We start from the raw sequence: 17,990 nt of genomic DNA on the forward strand, positions 1-17,990 counted from the left end.
ATCATTCAGGCCGCTTGCTTACTCGGCTTCTCCGTATCCTTCCGTTCCAGCTTCAAGCTCCACCCGGTGAGAACCACCGCGCCGAGTACCATCAGCGCTCCGATCCATGCCGTATGAATCAGGCCCATGGAATTCGTGATCAAGCCTCCTAGAAAAGCGCCGATGGCGATGCCGGCATTAAATGCGGCAATGTTGAGCGCGGACGCCATATTCACAGCCCCCGGTGCAAACCGCTCAGCCAGCATTACGACATAAACTTGTAGTCCCGGCACATTCATGAAAGCCAGAAATCCCATGAGAATAATCGTGATGAGTCCCGCCACTTGAAACGGTGCGGTAAACGTAAGCGTGAACAGCACCAGCGCTTGGGCGATAAACATATAGAACAGTGCTTTAAGCGGGTTACGATTGGCTGCCTTCCCGCCGATCACATTGCCGACCGCAATGGCGATCCCGTATACAAGCAGAATAATGGCCACCGTACTTTCCTTGAAGCCTGTTATATCCTGCAGCAATGGGGATAAATAAGTGAAGACCACGAAGGTCCCGCCATAACCGAGAGCCGTAATCAGGAGCATAAGCAGCAGTCTGCCATTCGTCAGCAATTTAGCCTGGTCCCGGAATGAAGTGCGTTCTCCCTTAGGCAAGTCCGAGGGGACCAAGATACTGTTCGCGATCAGCGCAACAATACCGACCACAACAATGGCGACAAATGCAAGTCTCCAGCCCCACTGTTGACCGATAAACGTTCCAAGCGGAACGCCCGTGACCGTGGCTACCGTCAGGCCCGTAAACATAATGGAGATCGCCGATGCCCTGCGATTCTCTGGCACCACGCTTGCGGCAATGATCGAGCCGATCGACATGAATACGCCATGGGAAAAGGCCGACAGTACGCGTGCGGCAAGCAGAATACCGATGGAAGCTGTGCTGGCCGCCAAGCTGTTACCGATGATAAAAATGATCATAATCCAGAGCAGCAATGTTTTTCTGGACATCCTGGACGTTAGCGACGTTAGGATTGGCGCACCAAAGGTAACGCCCAGCGCATACATCGAAACGGTTAATCCGGCCGTCGTCACGGATATATTCATATCCTTCGCAATCAACGGCAGCAGCCCTACGCTGATAAATTCCGTTGTTCCGATGGCAAAGGCACTGACGGCAAGCGCCAGCAGCGCCAGCAAACTTCTTTTTTTATCTATCATCATGATGTCGATATTTCCTCCTATCCTATTCTCTTGCTTGTATAATGTAAAAATATTGAGTATGGTGTAATCCAGCTGGCAAATGCTATTATGATCTATATCATCACATGTGTGAAGAACGTACTTTTTTGTAATGTAGGTACCTGACAGTATCCTAGGTACTTTTTAGTGCCTATGAAGAATAGGAGGATGAATATGCAAACGAAGAAATACAACATCGCCGTCGAAGCAACATTGGAAGTGATTGGGGGCAAGTGGAAATGCGTGATCCTCTGCCATCTGACTCATGGCCGTAAAAGAACCAACGAGCTGAAGCGTCTCATGCCGCATATCACCCAAAAAATGTTAACGCAGCAGCTGCGAGAGCTGGAGGACGACGGAGTGATCAATCGGATTATTCATAATCAAGTACCGCCTAAAGTGGAATATGAGCTGAGCGAATACGGCATGAGTTTAAGCGGAATTTTGGATATGCTCTGTGCATGGGGCGAAAAACATATCACGAAGGTATACGGGGACAAATTCAGCGTACTTGAGGACAGTATCCTGAATGATAAGTTAAAAGTCTCAGACGAGCGCACAACCTCAGATGCACGCTTGACCTGATTTATAAGCACTCCTGATACAACAGCAAGGGCAAGGTCCGTGATCACGGACCTTGCCCTTTTCATATATTCCATCTCTATCGCATTTTCGAAAATTGTTTATTTCGCTTTCTCCTTCTCTTTTTGGCTGACGATCATTTCCGTCACTTCCTCGGCCTGAGCCAGGACAGCAATGGGATCAAACGGCCAGAAACGCTTCGCATCCAGATAAAACACGCGATCCTGCTTCACCGCTTCAATCGAAGTCCACACCTTATCCTTCTTATCCATCTCGGCCCCGTTGGACTCATCAAAGAAAATATAATCGCCTGCATAATCTTTGAGCACTTCCAAGGAAACCTCCTTGTAAGTCACGTTGGCATCTATCAATTCCTTTTGGATCGTTGCCGGAGGCGTTAGCTGGAGTTCCTTATAGATGGCCAAGCCCCCGCGATAAATACCGTCACCATACAGGTAAAAGGTTTTGCCGAATGCACCGAAGATCGAGAACGTCTCACCTTCTTCTAACACACCGTTCACTTTTGTGCGCAGCGCTTCTATTTTTTCATCGAAACCGGCAAGCCATTCTTTTGCTTCTTCTTCCTTGCCAAGGATTGCACCGAGTCCCTCTACTTCTTCGTGCACGCCTCGATAGGTTTCATAAGGAAGAATGACGGTCGGTGCGATTTTGGACAATTTCTCGTATAGTTCCGGGTCCGAGTTCGCGCTGATAATCAGATCGGGGTTAAGTTCCACTATCTTCTCCGCAGAGCTTTCCCCGGTGTTCTCTATGCCATCGATCAGATCCTGGATATGGACGTTCTCAAGATCCGTCGCTGTGGCGCCTACCGGCTTTTCTCCAAGCAACAATAAAGTAGGCAAATAGGCATCGACTACAATCCGTTGAGGCTCGGCGGGATACTCGATTGGACCATGAATCGTGTCCACCTTTCTTGTCTTAGGAGCTGAGGCTTCAGTCTGGGGCTTGTCCGCGCCTGCAGCTGTTTCGCCTGAAGAACCCGCGTTGTTGGGCGTATTTCCATTCCCGCCACATGCGGAAATCAAGAACGTACATAAGATGAGCATGGAGAGAGTTACCCGAAATTTAGATGTGAACATATATTCATCCTCCTCATAAAGTTTATGCTTGGATCAAGCACCGAATTGAGCCCGATGCAATCGGCTGTATATACCATGCGCTGCGAGCAGATCTTCATGGATACCTTGTTCGGCAATGCCTTTGTCTGCAACAACCACAATGCGGTCTGCATTCTTGATCGTTGCGAGCCGGTGGGCAATCACCAGGGCCGTACGTCCCTCCGACAGTTCGGCCAGCGCCTGCTGAATCGCCGCTTCGGTCTCTGCATCCAATGCAGACGTCGCTTCATCCAGAATAAGAATTGGTGGGTTCTTGAGGAACATCCGGGCGATCGAAAGGCGCTGTTTCTGTCCGCCGGACAGCTTAACGCCTCTCTCGCCAATTAAGGTGTCCAGCCCATCCGGAAGCGAAGCGACCAGCTCCTCAAGCTGGGCACGGCTCACGGCTTCCATAATGTCGCTATCCGCAGCATCCAGTCGGCCATAGGCGATGTTCTCGCGTATACTGCCGTCAAACAGGAACACGTCCTGCTGGACGATGCCGATGTGGGAACGAAGGGATTGCAGCGTCATGTCCCGAATATCGATCCCGTCAATCGTAATCCGCCCGGTATCTGTATCATAGAAACGCGGCAGCAATGAACATAACGTCGTTTTGCCCGTTCCGGACGGTCCCACAAGCGCAACGGTTTCACCGGCTCGAATGGACAAATTGACATTCTGAAGCACTTGATCTTTGTTCTCGTACCCGAAGGATACCCCGTGAAAGGCAATGTCTCCCCGCAGATCGTGAACCGACTTCGCATTAGGCGTATCCGCAACGTCCGGTTCGCTCTCCAGCAGCTCCAAATACCGCTTAAAGCCGGCGATTCCCTTCGGATACATCTCAATGACCGCATTAATCTGTTTAATCGGGCCGAGGAACACGTTGGACAGCATCACAAAAGCGATAAATTCCCCGTCGGTCATCCGGCCTTCGATCACGAACCAAGTACCGCACACCAAAACGAACAGGGAGATGAATTTCATCAGGATAAAGCTGATCGACGAGTTCCAGGCCATGATGCGGTATGCAATCAGCTTCGTCACGCGAAAGCGGTTGTTGTTCTCGGCGAAACGCGCGATTTCGTGCTCCTCATTCGAGAAGGCTTGAACCACGCGGATCCCGCTGACGTTGTTCTCCACCCGTGCGTTGTAATCGGCAATATCGGAGAACATGCGCCTGAACGCTGCCGACATTTTCCCGCTGAAATACAGCGATAAATAGACCATCAAAGGAACGATCACAAACGTCATCACGGCAAGCTGCCAGTTGATCCCGAGCATGATGCCCAGTGCCCCCGCAAGCGTCATGACAGCGATGAATAAATCTTCCGGACCATGGTGGGCAATCTCGCCGATATCCATCAGGTCGTTTGTCATCCGCGAGACTAGATGTCCCGTCTTGTTGTTATCAAAAAAACGAAAGGATTGCTTCTGAACCCGATCAAACAGCTTTTTGCGCATTGATGCCGAGTTTATGGCCCCAATAGGTGACCACGTAATGCAAGAAGGAACTGACGACATAAATGCCAAGAAGACCAAGACAAGCGTATAAGATCCACTTCCAGTTGCCGCTCGGCAGCAAGTCGTCAATCACCCGGTTGACGGCAACCGGGAATATCAATTCAAGTAAAGCCGCAAAGATAGCACAGCAAAAATCCAGGATGAACAGCCCTTTATAAGGCTTGTAATAGGAAAAAAATCGACGCAGCATAAGGACCTCCTTAATCCGATATTCCGTTATAGAAATGAGCAAGTCCTTCCCTTTAACAATCGCCCATATTTAGAACAATGACGATCTTATACCTTTTAAGCTCTCGACCTGGATAACAGGTACAGGAAATAGGGAGCACCGATCACCGCAACCACGATCCCCGTCGGAATCTCAGAAGGTTGAATGATCCAACGTCCAAGGGTATCCGCTGTAATGACCAGCAGTGCACCGACCAGCGCCGTTACCGGCAGCAGCATCTGATGCTTCGCGCCGACCAAGCGTCTGGACAGGTGGGGCGCGATAAGTCCGACAAATCCAATTCCGCCGCTTACTGCGACGCACGAGGCTGCCAAGCCAACCGCCGCTGCAAGCAGCTTCAGTTGCTCCCTTGTGACGGAAGCACCGAGTCCGGTTGCCATCGATTCTCCAAGATTGAGAACGTTCATCACCTGCGCTTTGTACATCACGAAGGGCAGAAGCACAAAGATCCATGGGAGCAATGCCAATACAAACTTCCAGCTCGAACCCCAAATACTGCCCGCTAGCCAAGTGGCAACAAACTGATATTTTTCAGGACTCAAGCGCAGCGTTAGTACAATCATTGCCGCGCTGATGCCAGCCGCAACGGCAATCCCCGTTAACAGCAGCCCCGTCGGCTTAAAGCCCTGATTCTTCTTATAGGCCAGCACGCATATTAATGCAGCGGTTAAGCTCGCCCCAATCAATGCAAGCACCGGCAGTAGATAGACAGGAGCCGCCGTCGTACTTGGGAAAAATGAAATGAACAGCATCACCATCAGGCCTGCTCCTGCATTAATCCCCAAAATTCCCGGATCCGCCAGCTCATTACGGGAAATGCCCTGCATAACGCAGCCGGATATCGCCAACCCGGCGCCAATCAGAAGTGAAATTACGATCCGCGGCAAGCGGAATTCGAACAACACCAGCTCCTGCTTGTCCGTCCCGCTGCCAAACAGGGTTTTTATGACCTCCAGCGGCGATAAACGAATGACCCCCGTGTTCATGCTGATCAGAAATACCAGAACGATCAGTGCAACCAGCACAGACAGGGTTATGATCTTGCGCTTCTTGTCTTTTCGCCCATGCATGGTGTTTGTGATGGTCTCCATTTACAGTTCCCTCCTTTCTTTGCGTGCCAAGTAGAGGAAGAAGGGCACCCCGATCAACGCGATGATCGCGCCCACCGGTGTCTCGTAAGGAGGGTTCACCATTCTTGCTGCTAAGTCGGCAATGACGACCAGCAAGCTCCCAAGAACGGCCGAGCAAGGAAGGATGAGACGATAATCCACACCGACCAGCTTGCGCGTGACGTGCGGAATCATGAGACCGACAAAGCCTACCGCACCGACAACCGAGACGGCAGCCCCTGCCAGCACCAGCACGATCACCGTTCCGGCCAGCTTGACAAGTCCCGTTCGCTGCCCGAGCCCGCGGGCGATCTCATCGCCAAGGCTGAGCATGGTAATGGAGCGTGACAATGCAATAGCTCCCAATATAGCAGCAACGATCCACGGCAGCATAATCTTCAGATGGACCCACTTAATCCCCGCGGTTCCGCCGGCATACCAGAACGCCATGTCCTGTCCGACCTGAAAATACAATGCGATGCCTTCGCTAAGCGCACCTAACAGAGCACTAAGGGCAGCACCCGCAAGAACAAGACGTACCGGTGTTAGTCCGCCTTTGGCCATGGAACTGACCCCATATACAAGGACCGCGCCTAAACCTGCTCCAAGGAATGAGAACAGAATCAGGTACATATAAGGCAGCCCGGGAAAAAAGGAAAAACAGAGGGCAATGGCAAAACCCGCTCCCGCATTTAATCCAAGCAAACCAGAATCAGCGAGCGGATTTCGAGTCATCCCCTGCATGATCGCGCCCGATACGGCAAAGCAGGCGCCCACCATCGCCCCACCGAGGACCCTCGGCAAGCGCAGTTCCTGTATGATCTGATGCTCCGTTACATCGGGATTAAAGAAGAACACCGCCTCCCATACATTTCGCAGATCAATCTCGGCCGCTCCGAGCGATATTGATAAAGCTATACCAAGCACCAGCACTGCTACCCCTCCGGTAAGAATCAGAGTCGCAGCCCATGGTCGTCCCTTGAGTTTAACGTGGGTCTTGGAATCTGTGAGACTTGGATTGGACGTGTTTGATGACATCATTTTCCCCTCAATACTTTGATATTGATTCTCATTATCATCTGTAACTATAAAATAAGGTCTTTCCTGCGTCCATGGACATCTTGAATTTCTCACCTGAAAAAAGTCCATGCCCAAGTCAAGCATTTTTTTCCAAATCTAACCGATAACTCTTCGGACTTAACTAAAGGCCCCGCTCCTAACGAATTGTGCCATTGACACAGAAACCTCTATTCCATTACAATAAATGCTAATTGAATGAGGCGATGGAGTTCGCCATAACCGCTTCGATAGCTAATGACTCCTACCAGAGGTCCCTTTCCTGGTAGGAGTCTGTTTGTGTATGGAGGGATTAGCGGCGAATCTATAGAAACGGGTGAACTTGCATGATAAATAAATGGTTTGAAGGCGCCGAGAGACGGCCCTACACCTTGTTGTCCAGTTACTTCGTCAAATGGGTCGTTCTGGGGAGCTTCGTTGGATTGATGACGGGCAGTGCCTCCGCCTTCTTTCTTTACAGTCTGGACTATGTAACCTCCCTACGCATGGAGAACCCTTGGCTGCTGTTCTTCCTCCCCTTGGGAGGCGCTGTGGTCAGCTTCCTATATTACAAGTTTGGCAAGAGTTGCACGAAAGGGAATAATCTCATTCTTGAACAAATCCATGGGGGTACGGAAGCCGTTCCATTGCGTATGGCACCTTTAGTGCTAATCGGGACATTAATCACGCATCTGTTTGGGGGCTCTGCAGGACGTGAGGGCACTGCCGTTCAGATGGGAGGAAGTTTATCGGAGTGGTTCGGTAAGCTTATCCGCGTAACGCCGGCGGATCGAAAAATACTGCTAATCTGCGGAATTAGCGGCGGCTTCGGCTCCATCTTCGGCACGCCGCTAGCGGGAACGCTATTTGGACTTGAAGTCCTTGCCATCGGACTGATCTCGCATCAAGCTCTATTACCTGCATTCGTAGCCAGCCTGGTCGGGAATCTAATCGCCACCTCCCTATGGGGTGTCAGCCATCTGCATTATCCGATCGGAGAAATTCCGGCTTTGAGTTTCATAGTGATCCTAAAGGTGATTTTGGCCTCGATACTCTTTGGTCTGACAAGTAGACTATTCAGTGAGCTAACCCATTCCTTGAAACGGTGGTACAGCTATTTCTTCCGGAATCCGATGATCAAAAGCGCTATCGGCGGCATCATCATCATTGGACTGGTTTATCTGCTTGGGACACGCGATTATTTGGGGCTGGGCCTCCCTCTGATCGAAACCTCCTTCACAGGCGAAGTATCGCCTCTCGCCTTTCTAGGCAAAATCCTCTTTACCTCGCTGACGCTCGGAGCAGGGTTTCAGGGAGGAGAAGTAACTCCACTGTTTGCCATCGGGGCAACGCTTGGCAACGCGTTATCGGAATGGATCGGATTATACGCACCGTTCCTGGCAGCATTGGGATTTATTGCCGTCTTCTGCGGAGCAACGAACACGCCAATTGCTTGCTTTATCATGGGAATCGAACTGTTCGGCGGGGAAGGTGCCGTGTATATGTTTATGGCCTGCGTTATCAGCTACCTATTCTCCGGGCACTCCGGCATTTACACCTCCCAACAAATCGGCATATCCAAACACCCGTTCTTCTCGTTTCCGCTGGGCACCACGCTTGCGGGAGCGAAGACGTTAAACAAACAGAAGCACAACAAAAAGACGCTGTCCCAAAAGTAAACTTTGGAACACCCTCACCAAAGAAATAGGATGATATTCATAAAAAACCAAGGAGCTAAGCGGTCTGTATTCGCTTAGCTCCTTGGTTTTTGGCATCTACGGTGGCTTTCTTAAGCAGATTGTGGGCAAGGGAAAGCCACCCGACCTCCAGACTTACCTTTTGTAAGCCTCGAAGCAGGAACCTTTTGAACCCTCGGTTGTTCTTCATATCGCCAAACACAGGCTCCGGCTCGATCATTCGCCTTACGGCTAGGGCATAACCCTCATCACTGCAGAGCTTTTGCCTTGCCTGGTTCTTGAGCCGCAAATACTTCATGCTAACCTTGATCTGGCGATTACCTTGGGCTTTGGTACACTGCGGCTTTAGTGAACAGTCCTCACAGCCGGCGCTTCGGTAATGTCGATATTCGATTTCATACCCACTTTCTGTTATCTCCTTGCTCACTCTCCGGAAATGGAGCGTTTCTCCAGCCGCGCATGTCCATGTATCTTGTTCGCTGTTATAGGTCCAGTTGTCGATCTTAGCGATATCCTTTTGCCATGCCTTACTTTTTTCACGGTGATACGTGCTGTACTTCACAATGGCTTCGACTTCGTGCTGCTCCAAGTAGTCATAATTTTCTTCACCGCCATAACCCGCATCGGCGATGACGGTGCTCGGGAGCTTCCCTAACTGCGATTTTAATTTTTCAAGATGAGGGATGAGGCAGCGCGTATCGGTTGGACGCTGGTGCAAACTGTAACCGATGATGAACTGATTTTCGGTGCCGATCTGTACATTGTATCCCGGCTTGAGCTGACCATTTCGCATGTGGTCTTCTTTCATTCGCATAAAGGTAGCGTCATGGTCTGTTTTGCTGTAGCTGTTTCTCGTGCCTAAAATCGCTTCCTGAGTCTCATACTTCTGAAGGCGAGGAAGCAAGTCCTTGCGAAGCGCACTCACTGCCTTCTTGAGTGGCTTGTCCTTTGGTTTCTCCTGCAGGCGCTCTTCCAATTGTTTGACGGCTTGCTCCAGCTTTTCACTGGTGATGACAGAGGACTCGCCCAACTCAAGAAGATCCTGGCCCCCGTGGACTCTTTCTTCTTGCTTCTCCGTTTCCTCAATAGCAGTGAACAAAGTCTGGACTTTCTCCTGGAGCTTGGCTTTATGCTTCACTACGGCCTTTCCCCAAACAAATGTATACCGGTTGGCATTCGCTTCGATCTTAGTACCGTCCACAAAGTAATGCTCGAGCTGGACGTAGTTCTCCTCAGCCAGAAACTGAAGAACGGCGGTAAACACAGTTTCCAGTACGTCTTTCATTCGTTCGGATCGAAACCGGTTGATGGTACGGAAGTCCGGTCTTTGCCTGCCCGCAATCCACATGAACATGATGTTTTCGCGGACAGCTTTGGCGATCTGGCGAGAGGAGTAGATGCGCTGGGTGTAGGCGTAAATGATGACTTTGGTGAGCATTTTAGGATGGTAGCTGTCTCGTCCGCCTCCAGGGTAAGCCGCGTCGAAGATGGCGTCGTCTAGACGGTTGACCGCGTCGTTAACAACACGAACAAGGTGATTTTCCGGAATATCCTCTTCCAAATCCATTGGCAGACAGAGTTGGTCCATGGTATATTGAATGTACAAAAGAAGCCCTCCTTTTAAATGGTTGCTCGACACTTCCATTTTACTAAGGTGAGGCTTCTTTTTGTATGACAAAATTAAAAACAGGAGTTGCCCCAAGGCCGCTTGATGACTTTTGGGACACCTTCTTTTACCTTACACCGAGCTTTTGCGGATCGAGCGGTAACTGACGAGTGCGAGGATCAGCGAGATGGGAATGAGCCACAGGGACAATTCAAAGGCAGTACGTTTCACAACCCAGTCAATCACTTGCCCCCACCGGCCGTATTGGGTGATCAGTACGCTAACCACCGACAATAGAATGAAATAGGCTGCTATCATGACAAAGGTCTTGATGCCGCGATGACGAAGATAGAACACGCCGATTCCTATCCCGATAAAGGCAAATGTAAGAAGCAATATAAAATAAATGATGAATTGTTCTAATAGCGTGCCGTCATTCAAATACGGCAGGTTGAAGAACGATATCCGGTCTCCCCAAGAACCCGTAATGCGTTCAATTTCTGCTAAAACTAATAATATAATCGACGTAAAGACGCTGTACGTTACCACCATCAGAACAGAGCCCAGATAGAAGTCCGTTCTTCGAATGCTGAATCCGAGGGAGAATGGAAACAGCTGCAGCACCGATACCAGAGCTGCGATAAACACATAGATAAAGATCGTTGCCAATCCCCCGGCATAGATCGCTGCACCATTAACCAATACGCTAATAATGTAGTTGATCAGAAAGCTGAATGCCGTGATGGCCCAGGGCAAATAGAACCAGGATAGTTTCTGTCTCGAATAAATATGGATTACGCCAGGAATTCCGTTCATGGTTGGATCCCCACCTTTTCGCGCTTAGTTAAATATACGATCAATTGTTGAAGGGAAACGGGGGTTGTTTCCAAGCCCAATTCCTCCGCCTCTTTTTGCAACTTCGTTGTCGCGCTTCCCATCACCGTGACGGACAACATGGAAGCGAACGATTCCCGATGTATCACTTCGTACCCTTGGATAAACGATTCAACCGTTCCGGAAGGACCGACGATCTTAAACGCACGCCCGCGCAAGTCATCCGTAGCATCGTCAAGTAAAATTCGGCCGGAATCGATAACGATGATATGCTCCAGCAATCTGCTAACTTCATCAATTAAATGCGTGGACAGAATAATGGTCCGCGGATGATTCGTGTAATCTTCGATCAGATGATCATAGAACAGCTCTCTTGCCACGGCGTCAAGTCCGAGGTAAGGCTCATCAAAGATCGTGATAGGTGCGCGGCTGGCGAGTCCGACGATGATGCCTACCGACGACAGCATGCCGCGGGATAATCTCTTCATGAGCCGTTTCATGGGCAGCCGGAATACCTCGATCAGTTTGTTCGCATATGCCGCATCCCAATTCGGATAAACGTTAGCGGCAATTCCCATAACGTCCTTGACCGTAAAGATATCCGGATATTTCTGGCCTTCCTTAATGAAGCATACCTGCCGGATCACCTTGTGATTTTCGTATGGATGCTCTCCGAATACGCGAATCTCCCCTTGGCTCGGGAACAGCTGCGCCGTTATCATCTGCATGATGGTCGTTTTGCCCGCGCCGTTCCTGCCCAGCAATCCATAGATCTTATTCGCCTCGATGGTAAAGCTCACATTATCGACTGCCGTCGCATCCTTGTATGCCTTGCTCAAATTCTTAACTTCGATCACGGTTTGGCTCATCAGTCTTGCTCCCCCCTGCGGATCATTTCCGATAATTGATCTTTGGTAATCCCAAGCTTCGCCGCTTCCTTAACCATCGCGACAACGTACTGCTCATAAAACTCCGTCTTGCGCTTCTCCATCAGCAATTCACGAGCCCCTGAAGCTACAAACATGCCAATCCCCCGTTTCTTGTACAAAATCCCTTGATCGACCAGCAGATTTACGCCTTTGGCAGCCGTTGCCGGATTGATCTGGTAAAAGGCTGCAAACTGATTCGTTGATGGAACCTGCGTCTCCTCAGGCAGTCGTGCTTCGATGATGTCGTCTTCAATTTTGTCAGCAATTTGCATGAATATCGGTCTGCTGTCATCAATCTGAAATGCCATTTACCTCACCAACTTTCGTTATAACCTTCATTGCATCATTGGTTAGTCACTCATGTAATTAACCATATAAGAAATGAAGTTCTTTGTCAATGGGTTCTCGGAATTTATTTACAAAAACCAAGTGAATGTCGGACTTTTGTCCTAAATAAATAGTCCTTATCTTCCGATAAAGTATAGACGCAAATCCTGCGTTGCCCAATACAGATAAAGAGAAGAAGGAGCTTGAGAGGAAACATGAAAAGAATCATTGCAATCGTTCTACTAGCCATGCTGACGGTAATAACACCGCTGTATGCCGCATCCGCCCCCAAGAATATGGCTTATGTGGACAAGAACAGCCAATCCTATATTTCGGTTGGGGTACTCAAGACCTATGACGGTGTAAAGGTGGCGTACACAGCCGCTGAAAAAAAACTCCATATTTCTCGCGAAGATACAGCTCTCACGCTATACCTGGACAGTCGGAATGCCTATGTCAATGGCAAGAAGGTTCAGGCTAAAGCAGCCCCGTTCTCCGAGAACGGCTCTACCTATGTACCTCTGCAATTTGTCAGCCAACATCTGGGCCTAAAGCTATCCTGGAGCAATAATAGATCCACCCTGAAAATCACGGACGGGAATGTAGCAAACACGCTCCCTGTTCTATCGGGAACTTTAATATCCAACCAAACCAAGCCTGTGACGACGGCTAGGAAAACCTTCAAGGTGGGCTCCCGTTCCTTCAGCGCACAGGTGGTCACCGTTTCACTTCTCCATCCGAAGGTGGAACTGGACGTTGTTCTGGCAGGCAATAAAGCAGGGAAGGTCGAGGATTTGCGCAGTATAGCCAAGCGCAGTAAAGCCGTAGTGGCTATTAACGGCACATTCTTTGATGCCTACACTTCCGGCGCATACAAAGCGCCTTATGGCTATTTGGTCAGCAAAGGCAATATTTTGCACAAGGCCTCGGGGGATAATCGGACGATCTTCACCTATGACAGCAACAATCTGGCCGCCATGATTCCGGGACTAGATTTCAAATCCGTATATGATGCCGAACATATGGAAGGGGCGCTTCAAGCTGGTCCGCGTCTGCTGACTGACGGCAAGGTAACCCTGGACGTCAAGAAGGAAGGCTTCAAAGATCCGAAGATTCTAACAGGCGGCGGCGCACGAAGCGCGCTCGGTATCACGAAGGATCATAAGCTGATCATGTTAACGACAGGCGGAGCAACCATTCCACAGCTTGCGGACATCATGAAGCAGGCAGGTGCCTACCAAGCGATGAATCTGGATGGCGGGGCTTCCAGCGGCTTGTATTATAATGGATCTTACTTAACGACGCCTGGGCGGCAGATCAGCAATGCCATCGTCGTAAAATATAAATAGTCACCTCCTCTCCCCTGGTTATCCGGTTCTTCTACCGGCTGATCAGGGGAGTTTTCTTTTTTAGCAGCACTACCTCCCCTTCGAGCCGCATATGCTGATCAAGAAAATGTTTCATCATGAGGACCATTTGTGTAAATATATAGCAAACTGTCTATTGTGAGCGATTCGTAAGCTAGTGGTTCATTCAGCGGGGGGTGGATTCGATTACATCGTCTATTGCGGTCATTCGGACGAGGATCAGGGACACGATTGAGGGGATATATCGGGTTTGGAAGGAATGGATTGGGAGGTACCCTTTTATTGCCAAGGTGTATCACTTATTTTCCTGGCTTTCCCTGCTGGTGCTCGTTATAAGTCTGGTTCTGATCGAAGAATCGCGGACCATGCTTGTTCAATATTTGTGGTCCTTTTACGTACTGCTGCAATTTTGGCTGCTAAGCCGGAGCAAAACCGTTACCTGGAAGCAGGTCAGCTTGTTTGTTCTCTCAGGCGTTCTTTTGGTCATTCCCTTGACCAACGGGACCATGCAGGGACTTCATTTGATTTTTGGAGGACACACTACCGACACATGGTCATTCGCCGTCATGACACCGATCGTTGAGGAAATATACAAGCTGCTGCCGCTGGCATTGTATTTATTTTTTTCAAGAAGAGCCACGACGTTAAGCCTGAGCGATTATGTATTATTAGGGGCTGCTCCCGGCATTGGCTTTCAATTTATGGAGGAGCTGTCGAGACGTTTGGTCCAAAGCAATTACGGGGTGTCTTTTCTCGGCGGTAAAACGCTGCACTGGGAGTTCTTCGATTGGTTTCCCGGCTACTTTGAGGAAAGCTTTATTCCGACCATGATGAATGTTACGCATCCTGTACATAGTGCGATGATCGCGCTTGGAATCGGCATTGCATTTCGGTACGCCAAACGTCTGACACGCTGGGTCTATGCATTTCCAGCTGTCCTTCTGCTCTGGGCTATCCTGAATCATGCGGCCTGGAATGGGCAGAATCGGCTGCCGGAGTGGGTACCTACTCTTCATGAATGGACCGGTGAAGGATACCGAACCGAAGGCTTCTTCCTGGCCCTGCTGGTTGCAGGGTTGTTCATCGACTATTTCGATCTGCATCGAATCCGTGACCGTCTCCCGATTCTGAAGGGTGAGGCTCTCATCAATCCATTAACGGAGTGTTGGCAGATGACGCGGGCTCTCTTTACAGACCGGAAACGCCTCGGTTACCTGATCGGATTCTACCGTGAACGACGCGAGCTCGGATATTCATTATTGTATGGCAATCTCGAAGCAGCAAGCCAAAGGGATCGGGTTCAGGAAAATGTAAGAAAGTATACCGCTGTTCTGGGTGCCATCGGCATCCTCATGCTTGCTGCCGGGATCCTGTCCAGTATCGGCGCTTCGATGATCGCTGGTGACTCCTCTTGTTTCGCGTGCTTGTTCGACTCCCTCCAGAACTGGTGGGATCGGCTTAGCGGCTGGGAACAAGCGGGTCTCATATTGGGAGCTTTCGCCCTTTCCCTGCTATTTGTCAGCTTCTGGCCTGCTCTTGGTATTGCCTTGACCGGTGCCGGCATTGCCGGTGGCGGACACGAGATTGCCGGATACATCCGTGACCCGAAGAAGCTGCTGTCCCCACAAAATGCGGCCGCGGCCGTGTTAGCCGTTATCCTCAGCCGTATTCCGGTCGGTAAAGGGATATCTTGGCTGTCCAATAAGCTGGGCCCAAGAGCCAGGAGGTGGCTGGATACACTCGCCGAAAAAGTCGGCTTGAAAACGCGCGATGAGCCGGATACTCCAACTGGCGGAACTCGCGATCCAAAGCCTGACGGTACAAATGAACAACCGGAAGAGAATCCGAGGAAGCCGGATGAGGACCATGAGAATAAACCTGATGAGGATAAGCCGGAGGAAGAAAAGCAAAAAGACAAACCTGATGAAGAAAAACCTGACGAATCAAACGATACCTTCCAAGAGGTGCCGAGATATTCCGGAGAGCTGCAGAAGGTCAACAAGCCGGATGCAGCGGCCGATGCGCTGGCGGAGCGACTTGGCGGCGAATCGAGGATGAAATTTGATTCCGATCCCATCGGCCGTGAATTCGACGCCGTTAGCGATGAATATATTGCCCAGACCAAGCCAGCCCTGCAGCAGGTTAACAAAAAGGTCCGCGATCAGATGAAAGCGACATTTGAAGCGGCGGAGCAAACCGGCAGAAAGGTCTATTATCATTTTGAAGGGGAGCCTGCCCAATCAGTTATTGACAAATTACATGAATACAGCCAAAGATATGGAATAGAAGTCCATATTGATACCGATCCATTATAACGACAAGGAGTGAGCATTCATGTATGAATTTCACGGCTGGGCTACCATCCAGGAGAATCCTGCGGAAGCGGATGCCGGGCAGCTCGACATGATCATTCAGAAAATACAGCTTAAGATGACCGAGTTTGCATGGGGAAGCGGCTTACTATCCTTAAATGCGGCTAACGGCTCCTATTACCTTCATGTCGGAGGTTTTACGAACCGCAAGGGAGCCGAGGCTGCCGAAATCGTGGCACTTTACCAATTGATTGGCGAAATCGCTCCCGGCTCATACGGTCTTCTGTATACCAGGGATGATGAGAATCTGGAGGGTTATGACAACGAGTTCCGGGTTCAGGTGCTGGCACGCGGGCAGTTGAAGGAACAACGCGATCCGTTTCTCTCCCCTTGCGTCCCGGTGATCGAAGACGGAGTCGATTAATGACATGATATCTGAAATAAGAAACTAAAAGAAATCCCGTTGCTCGCTATGTCATGATGTTCTCATGGATGGCGGGTTACGGGATTTATTGTTTATCTGGATTTTGATCATCTATTCAACCAATCATGTATCTACATATACTTTTTGCAAAAATAGTTTGTGATTGTCACTGTGAATTAAGCTCGTCCGTTCAATTCATCCACCGTTGCCTGTATGATGATCCGCAGGCCATTCAACATCGTTTCATGGGATAAAGTCGGCAAGGACTGCTTCTCCACGGCCATCTCCGTCGATGCCGGAAAATGCACAAAGCCGCCAATGGCAGATTTTTGCTGAAGGCGAATATCGTTCAAAATCGCATACATCGTATTATTGCAAATATACGTTCCGGCGGTATTGGATAACGTAGCTGGAATTCCCGCCTCCTTCAGCCGGTTGACCATCAAACGGATGGGAAGGGTTGAAAACAGTCCATCCGGGCCATCAGCGTCTATGGGCTCGTCTTGAGGTCTTGCTCCCCGATTATCCGAAATCGTCGATTCCGGCGGTATGTCCTTGATATTGATAGCGATCCGTTCCGGTGTAATGGCGGTCCGCCCACCCGCTACGCCGCAGGCAATGACCGCATCGGGCTCGTATGCCTTCATCTCTTGCAGCAGAATCTCCGCGCACTCATCGTAATGTACGGGAAGCAGCAGCGTTCTGATCTCTGCACCGGGAAAGGAGTCGTGCTTGATCTCCTCAACCAGTCTCTCCGTTGGATTAACAGAGCTGCCGCCAAAAGGTTCAAAGCCTGAAATTAATATTTTTAGCATGTATCATATCTCCTGTACTTGTTTATGTAAGCTGCCGGGTCACGGAATAGCATACTGGCTTTTATTATAGCAGTGCTTGAACGCTTACGCCTTCAGCTTCAAGCCGTGATCGCAAGGCGCTCGCGAATAACGTTGCATGCGGGCCATCCCCATGAATGCAGACGGTGTCTGCCGTAATGGGGATCACCTTGCCGCTCAAGGTAACTACCACTCTTTCTTTCACCATCCGGACTACTTGCGTGACCGCAGCCTCGGGTTCGGTTATGATGGCATCCGGCAGATGTCTCGGCGTGAGAGTGCCGTCATCCTGGTAGGTACGATCCGCAAATACTTCGCTTGCTGTGTGAAGCCCTGCCTTCTTCCCCGCTGCGATTAACTCGCTGCCTGCCAACCCATACAGAATGAGTGTCGGATCGATATCCTGGATTGCCGATGCAATCGCATCCGCAAGGGGTCTGGAGGTCGCTGCCATATTATACAGGGCACCGTGAGGTTTTACATGCTGGAGCCCGGACCCTTCCTGTATCGCAAAAGCCATCAAGGCGCCAATCTGATAGGTTACCATATCATAAGCTTCGGCAGGCGTAATCTCCATTCTTCTTCTTCCGAAGCCGGCCAGATCGGGCAAGCCCGGGTGCGCGCCAATTGCGGCACCGCTCTCGATCGCTTGACGGACCGTTGCCCGCATGACCGCCGGATCGCCTGCATGAAATCCGCAAGCAATGTTGGCCGATGTTATACTGCGAAGAAGCTCTGTATCATTGCCTAATTTGTAAGCACCGTAGCTCTCTCCCATATCGCAGTTCAGGTCCACTCGAACCATGCTGAC

At 50.2% G+C, this 17,990-nt stretch carries 15 protein-coding genes, 1 pseudogene and 1 riboswitch; of the genes and pseudogenes, 5 read left to right on the forward strand and 11 right to left on the reverse strand.

Going from position 1 to position 17,990, the window contains the following annotated elements:
- Positions 1-5 precede the first annotated feature (5 nt).
- Positions 6-1,211 carry an MFS transporter gene (locus tag ACQKPA_RS00415; protein WP_427488465.1) on the reverse strand — a complete coding sequence of 402 codons (1,206 nt, stop codon included), beginning with the start codon at positions 1,209-1,211 and terminating at the stop codon, positions 6-8.
- Positions 1,212-1,403: 192 nt separating this feature from the next.
- Between ACQKPA_RS00415 and ACQKPA_RS00420 the strand changes: the two genes are divergently transcribed.
- The gene (locus ACQKPA_RS00420; RefSeq protein ID WP_427488467.1) at positions 1,404-1,814 is read left to right on the forward strand and encodes a winged helix-turn-helix transcriptional regulator; all 411 of its coding nucleotides are present in this window, start codon (positions 1,404-1,406) and stop codon (positions 1,812-1,814) included.
- A 98-nt stretch (positions 1,815-1,912) separates the two neighbouring features.
- Here the strand turns inward: ACQKPA_RS00420 and ACQKPA_RS00425 are convergent, their stop codons facing one another.
- The 4 genes and pseudogenes from ACQKPA_RS00425 to ACQKPA_RS00440 form a co-directional block, all read right to left on the reverse strand.
- Complete coding sequence (locus ACQKPA_RS00425; protein WP_427488469.1) at positions 1,913-2,911, reverse strand: ABC transporter substrate-binding protein; 999 nt, start codon at positions 2,909-2,911, stop codon at positions 1,913-1,915.
- Between the two features lie 33 nt (positions 2,912-2,944).
- Positions 2,945-4,646: pseudogene (locus ACQKPA_RS00430) on the reverse strand (ABC transporter ATP-binding protein).
- A gap of 95 nt (positions 4,647-4,741) precedes the next feature.
- Entirely contained in the window at positions 4,742-5,755 is a 1,014-nt protein-coding gene (locus ACQKPA_RS00435) for a FecCD family ABC transporter permease (protein ID WP_427490199.1), read from the reverse strand.
- Positions 5,756-5,776: 21 nt separating this feature from the next.
- Positions 5,777-6,832 carry a FecCD family ABC transporter permease gene (locus ACQKPA_RS00440; protein WP_427490201.1) on the reverse strand — a complete coding sequence of 352 codons (1,056 nt, stop codon included), beginning with the start codon at positions 6,830-6,832 and terminating at the stop codon, positions 5,777-5,779.
- Positions 6,833-7,064: 232 nt separating this feature from the next.
- Positions 7,065-7,125, forward strand: a riboswitch (Fluoride riboswitch).
- 72 nt (positions 7,126-7,197) lie between these two features.
- Here ACQKPA_RS00440 and ACQKPA_RS00445 point away from each other — a divergent pair.
- Positions 7,198-8,529: a voltage-gated chloride channel family protein gene (locus ACQKPA_RS00445; RefSeq protein WP_427488471.1), complete on the forward strand. Its 1,332-nt coding sequence runs from the start codon at positions 7,198-7,200 to the stop codon at positions 8,527-8,529.
- Positions 8,530-8,584: 55 nt separating this feature from the next.
- Here ACQKPA_RS00445 and ACQKPA_RS00450 read toward each other — a convergent pair whose 3' ends face one another.
- The 4 genes from ACQKPA_RS00450 to ACQKPA_RS00465 form a co-directional block, all read right to left on the reverse strand.
- Complete coding sequence (locus tag ACQKPA_RS00450; RefSeq protein WP_427488473.1) at positions 8,585-10,153, reverse strand: IS1182 family transposase; 1,569 nt, start codon at positions 10,151-10,153, stop codon at positions 8,585-8,587.
- A gap of 132 nt (positions 10,154-10,285) precedes the next feature.
- Positions 10,286-10,969 (reverse strand): hypothetical protein, encoded by a 684-nt coding sequence (locus ACQKPA_RS00455; protein WP_427488475.1) that lies wholly within the window; start codon positions 10,967-10,969, stop codon positions 10,286-10,288.
- The gene (locus tag ACQKPA_RS00460) at positions 10,966-11,856 is read right to left on the reverse strand and encodes an ABC transporter ATP-binding protein (RefSeq protein WP_427488477.1); all 891 of its coding nucleotides are present in this window, start codon (positions 11,854-11,856) and stop codon (positions 10,966-10,968) included. Before ACQKPA_RS00460 ends, ACQKPA_RS00455 begins: the two co-directional genes overlap by 4 nt.
- Entirely contained in the window at positions 11,856-12,224 is a 369-nt protein-coding gene (locus tag ACQKPA_RS00465; RefSeq protein ID WP_009591066.1) for a GntR family transcriptional regulator, read from the reverse strand. The genes ACQKPA_RS00460 and ACQKPA_RS00465 overlap by 1 nt, the downstream gene beginning before the upstream one ends.
- Positions 12,225-12,458: 234 nt before the next feature.
- Here ACQKPA_RS00465 and ACQKPA_RS00470 point away from each other — a divergent pair, with 234 nt between their 5' ends.
- From ACQKPA_RS00470 to ACQKPA_RS00480, 3 genes are all read left to right on the forward strand, one after another.
- The gene (locus ACQKPA_RS00470) at positions 12,459-13,592 is read left to right on the forward strand and encodes a phosphodiester glycosidase family protein (protein ID WP_427488479.1); all 1,134 of its coding nucleotides are present in this window, start codon (positions 12,459-12,461) and stop codon (positions 13,590-13,592) included.
- A 194-nt stretch (positions 13,593-13,786) separates the two neighbouring features.
- Positions 13,787-15,925, forward strand: a complete 2,139-nt coding sequence (locus ACQKPA_RS00475; protein WP_427488481.1) for a restriction endonuclease fold toxin — start codon at positions 13,787-13,789, stop codon at positions 15,923-15,925.
- A 19-nt stretch (positions 15,926-15,944) separates the two neighbouring features.
- The gene (locus tag ACQKPA_RS00480) at positions 15,945-16,346 is read left to right on the forward strand and encodes an immunity 7 family protein (protein ID WP_427488483.1); all 402 of its coding nucleotides are present in this window, start codon (positions 15,945-15,947) and stop codon (positions 16,344-16,346) included.
- Positions 16,347-16,522: 176 nt separating this feature from the next.
- Here ACQKPA_RS00480 and ACQKPA_RS00485 read toward each other — a convergent pair whose 3' ends face one another.
- Together ACQKPA_RS00485 and ACQKPA_RS00490 are read right to left on the reverse strand one after the other, a co-directional pair.
- Positions 16,523-17,161 carry a pyroglutamyl-peptidase I gene (locus ACQKPA_RS00485; protein WP_427488485.1) on the reverse strand — a complete coding sequence of 213 codons (639 nt, stop codon included), beginning with the start codon at positions 17,159-17,161 and terminating at the stop codon, positions 16,523-16,525.
- Positions 17,162-17,225: 64 nt separating this feature from the next.
- On the reverse strand, positions 17,226-17,984 hold the full coding sequence (locus ACQKPA_RS00490; RefSeq protein ID WP_427488487.1) for a LamB/YcsF family protein: 759 nt from the start codon (positions 17,982-17,984) through the stop codon (positions 17,226-17,228).
- Positions 17,985-17,990: the final 6 nt, after the last annotated feature.

This window comes from Paenibacillus sp. NPDC093718 (assembly GCF_050279985.1).
Lineage (GTDB): Bacteria > Bacillota > Bacilli > Paenibacillales > Paenibacillaceae > Paenibacillus_AQ.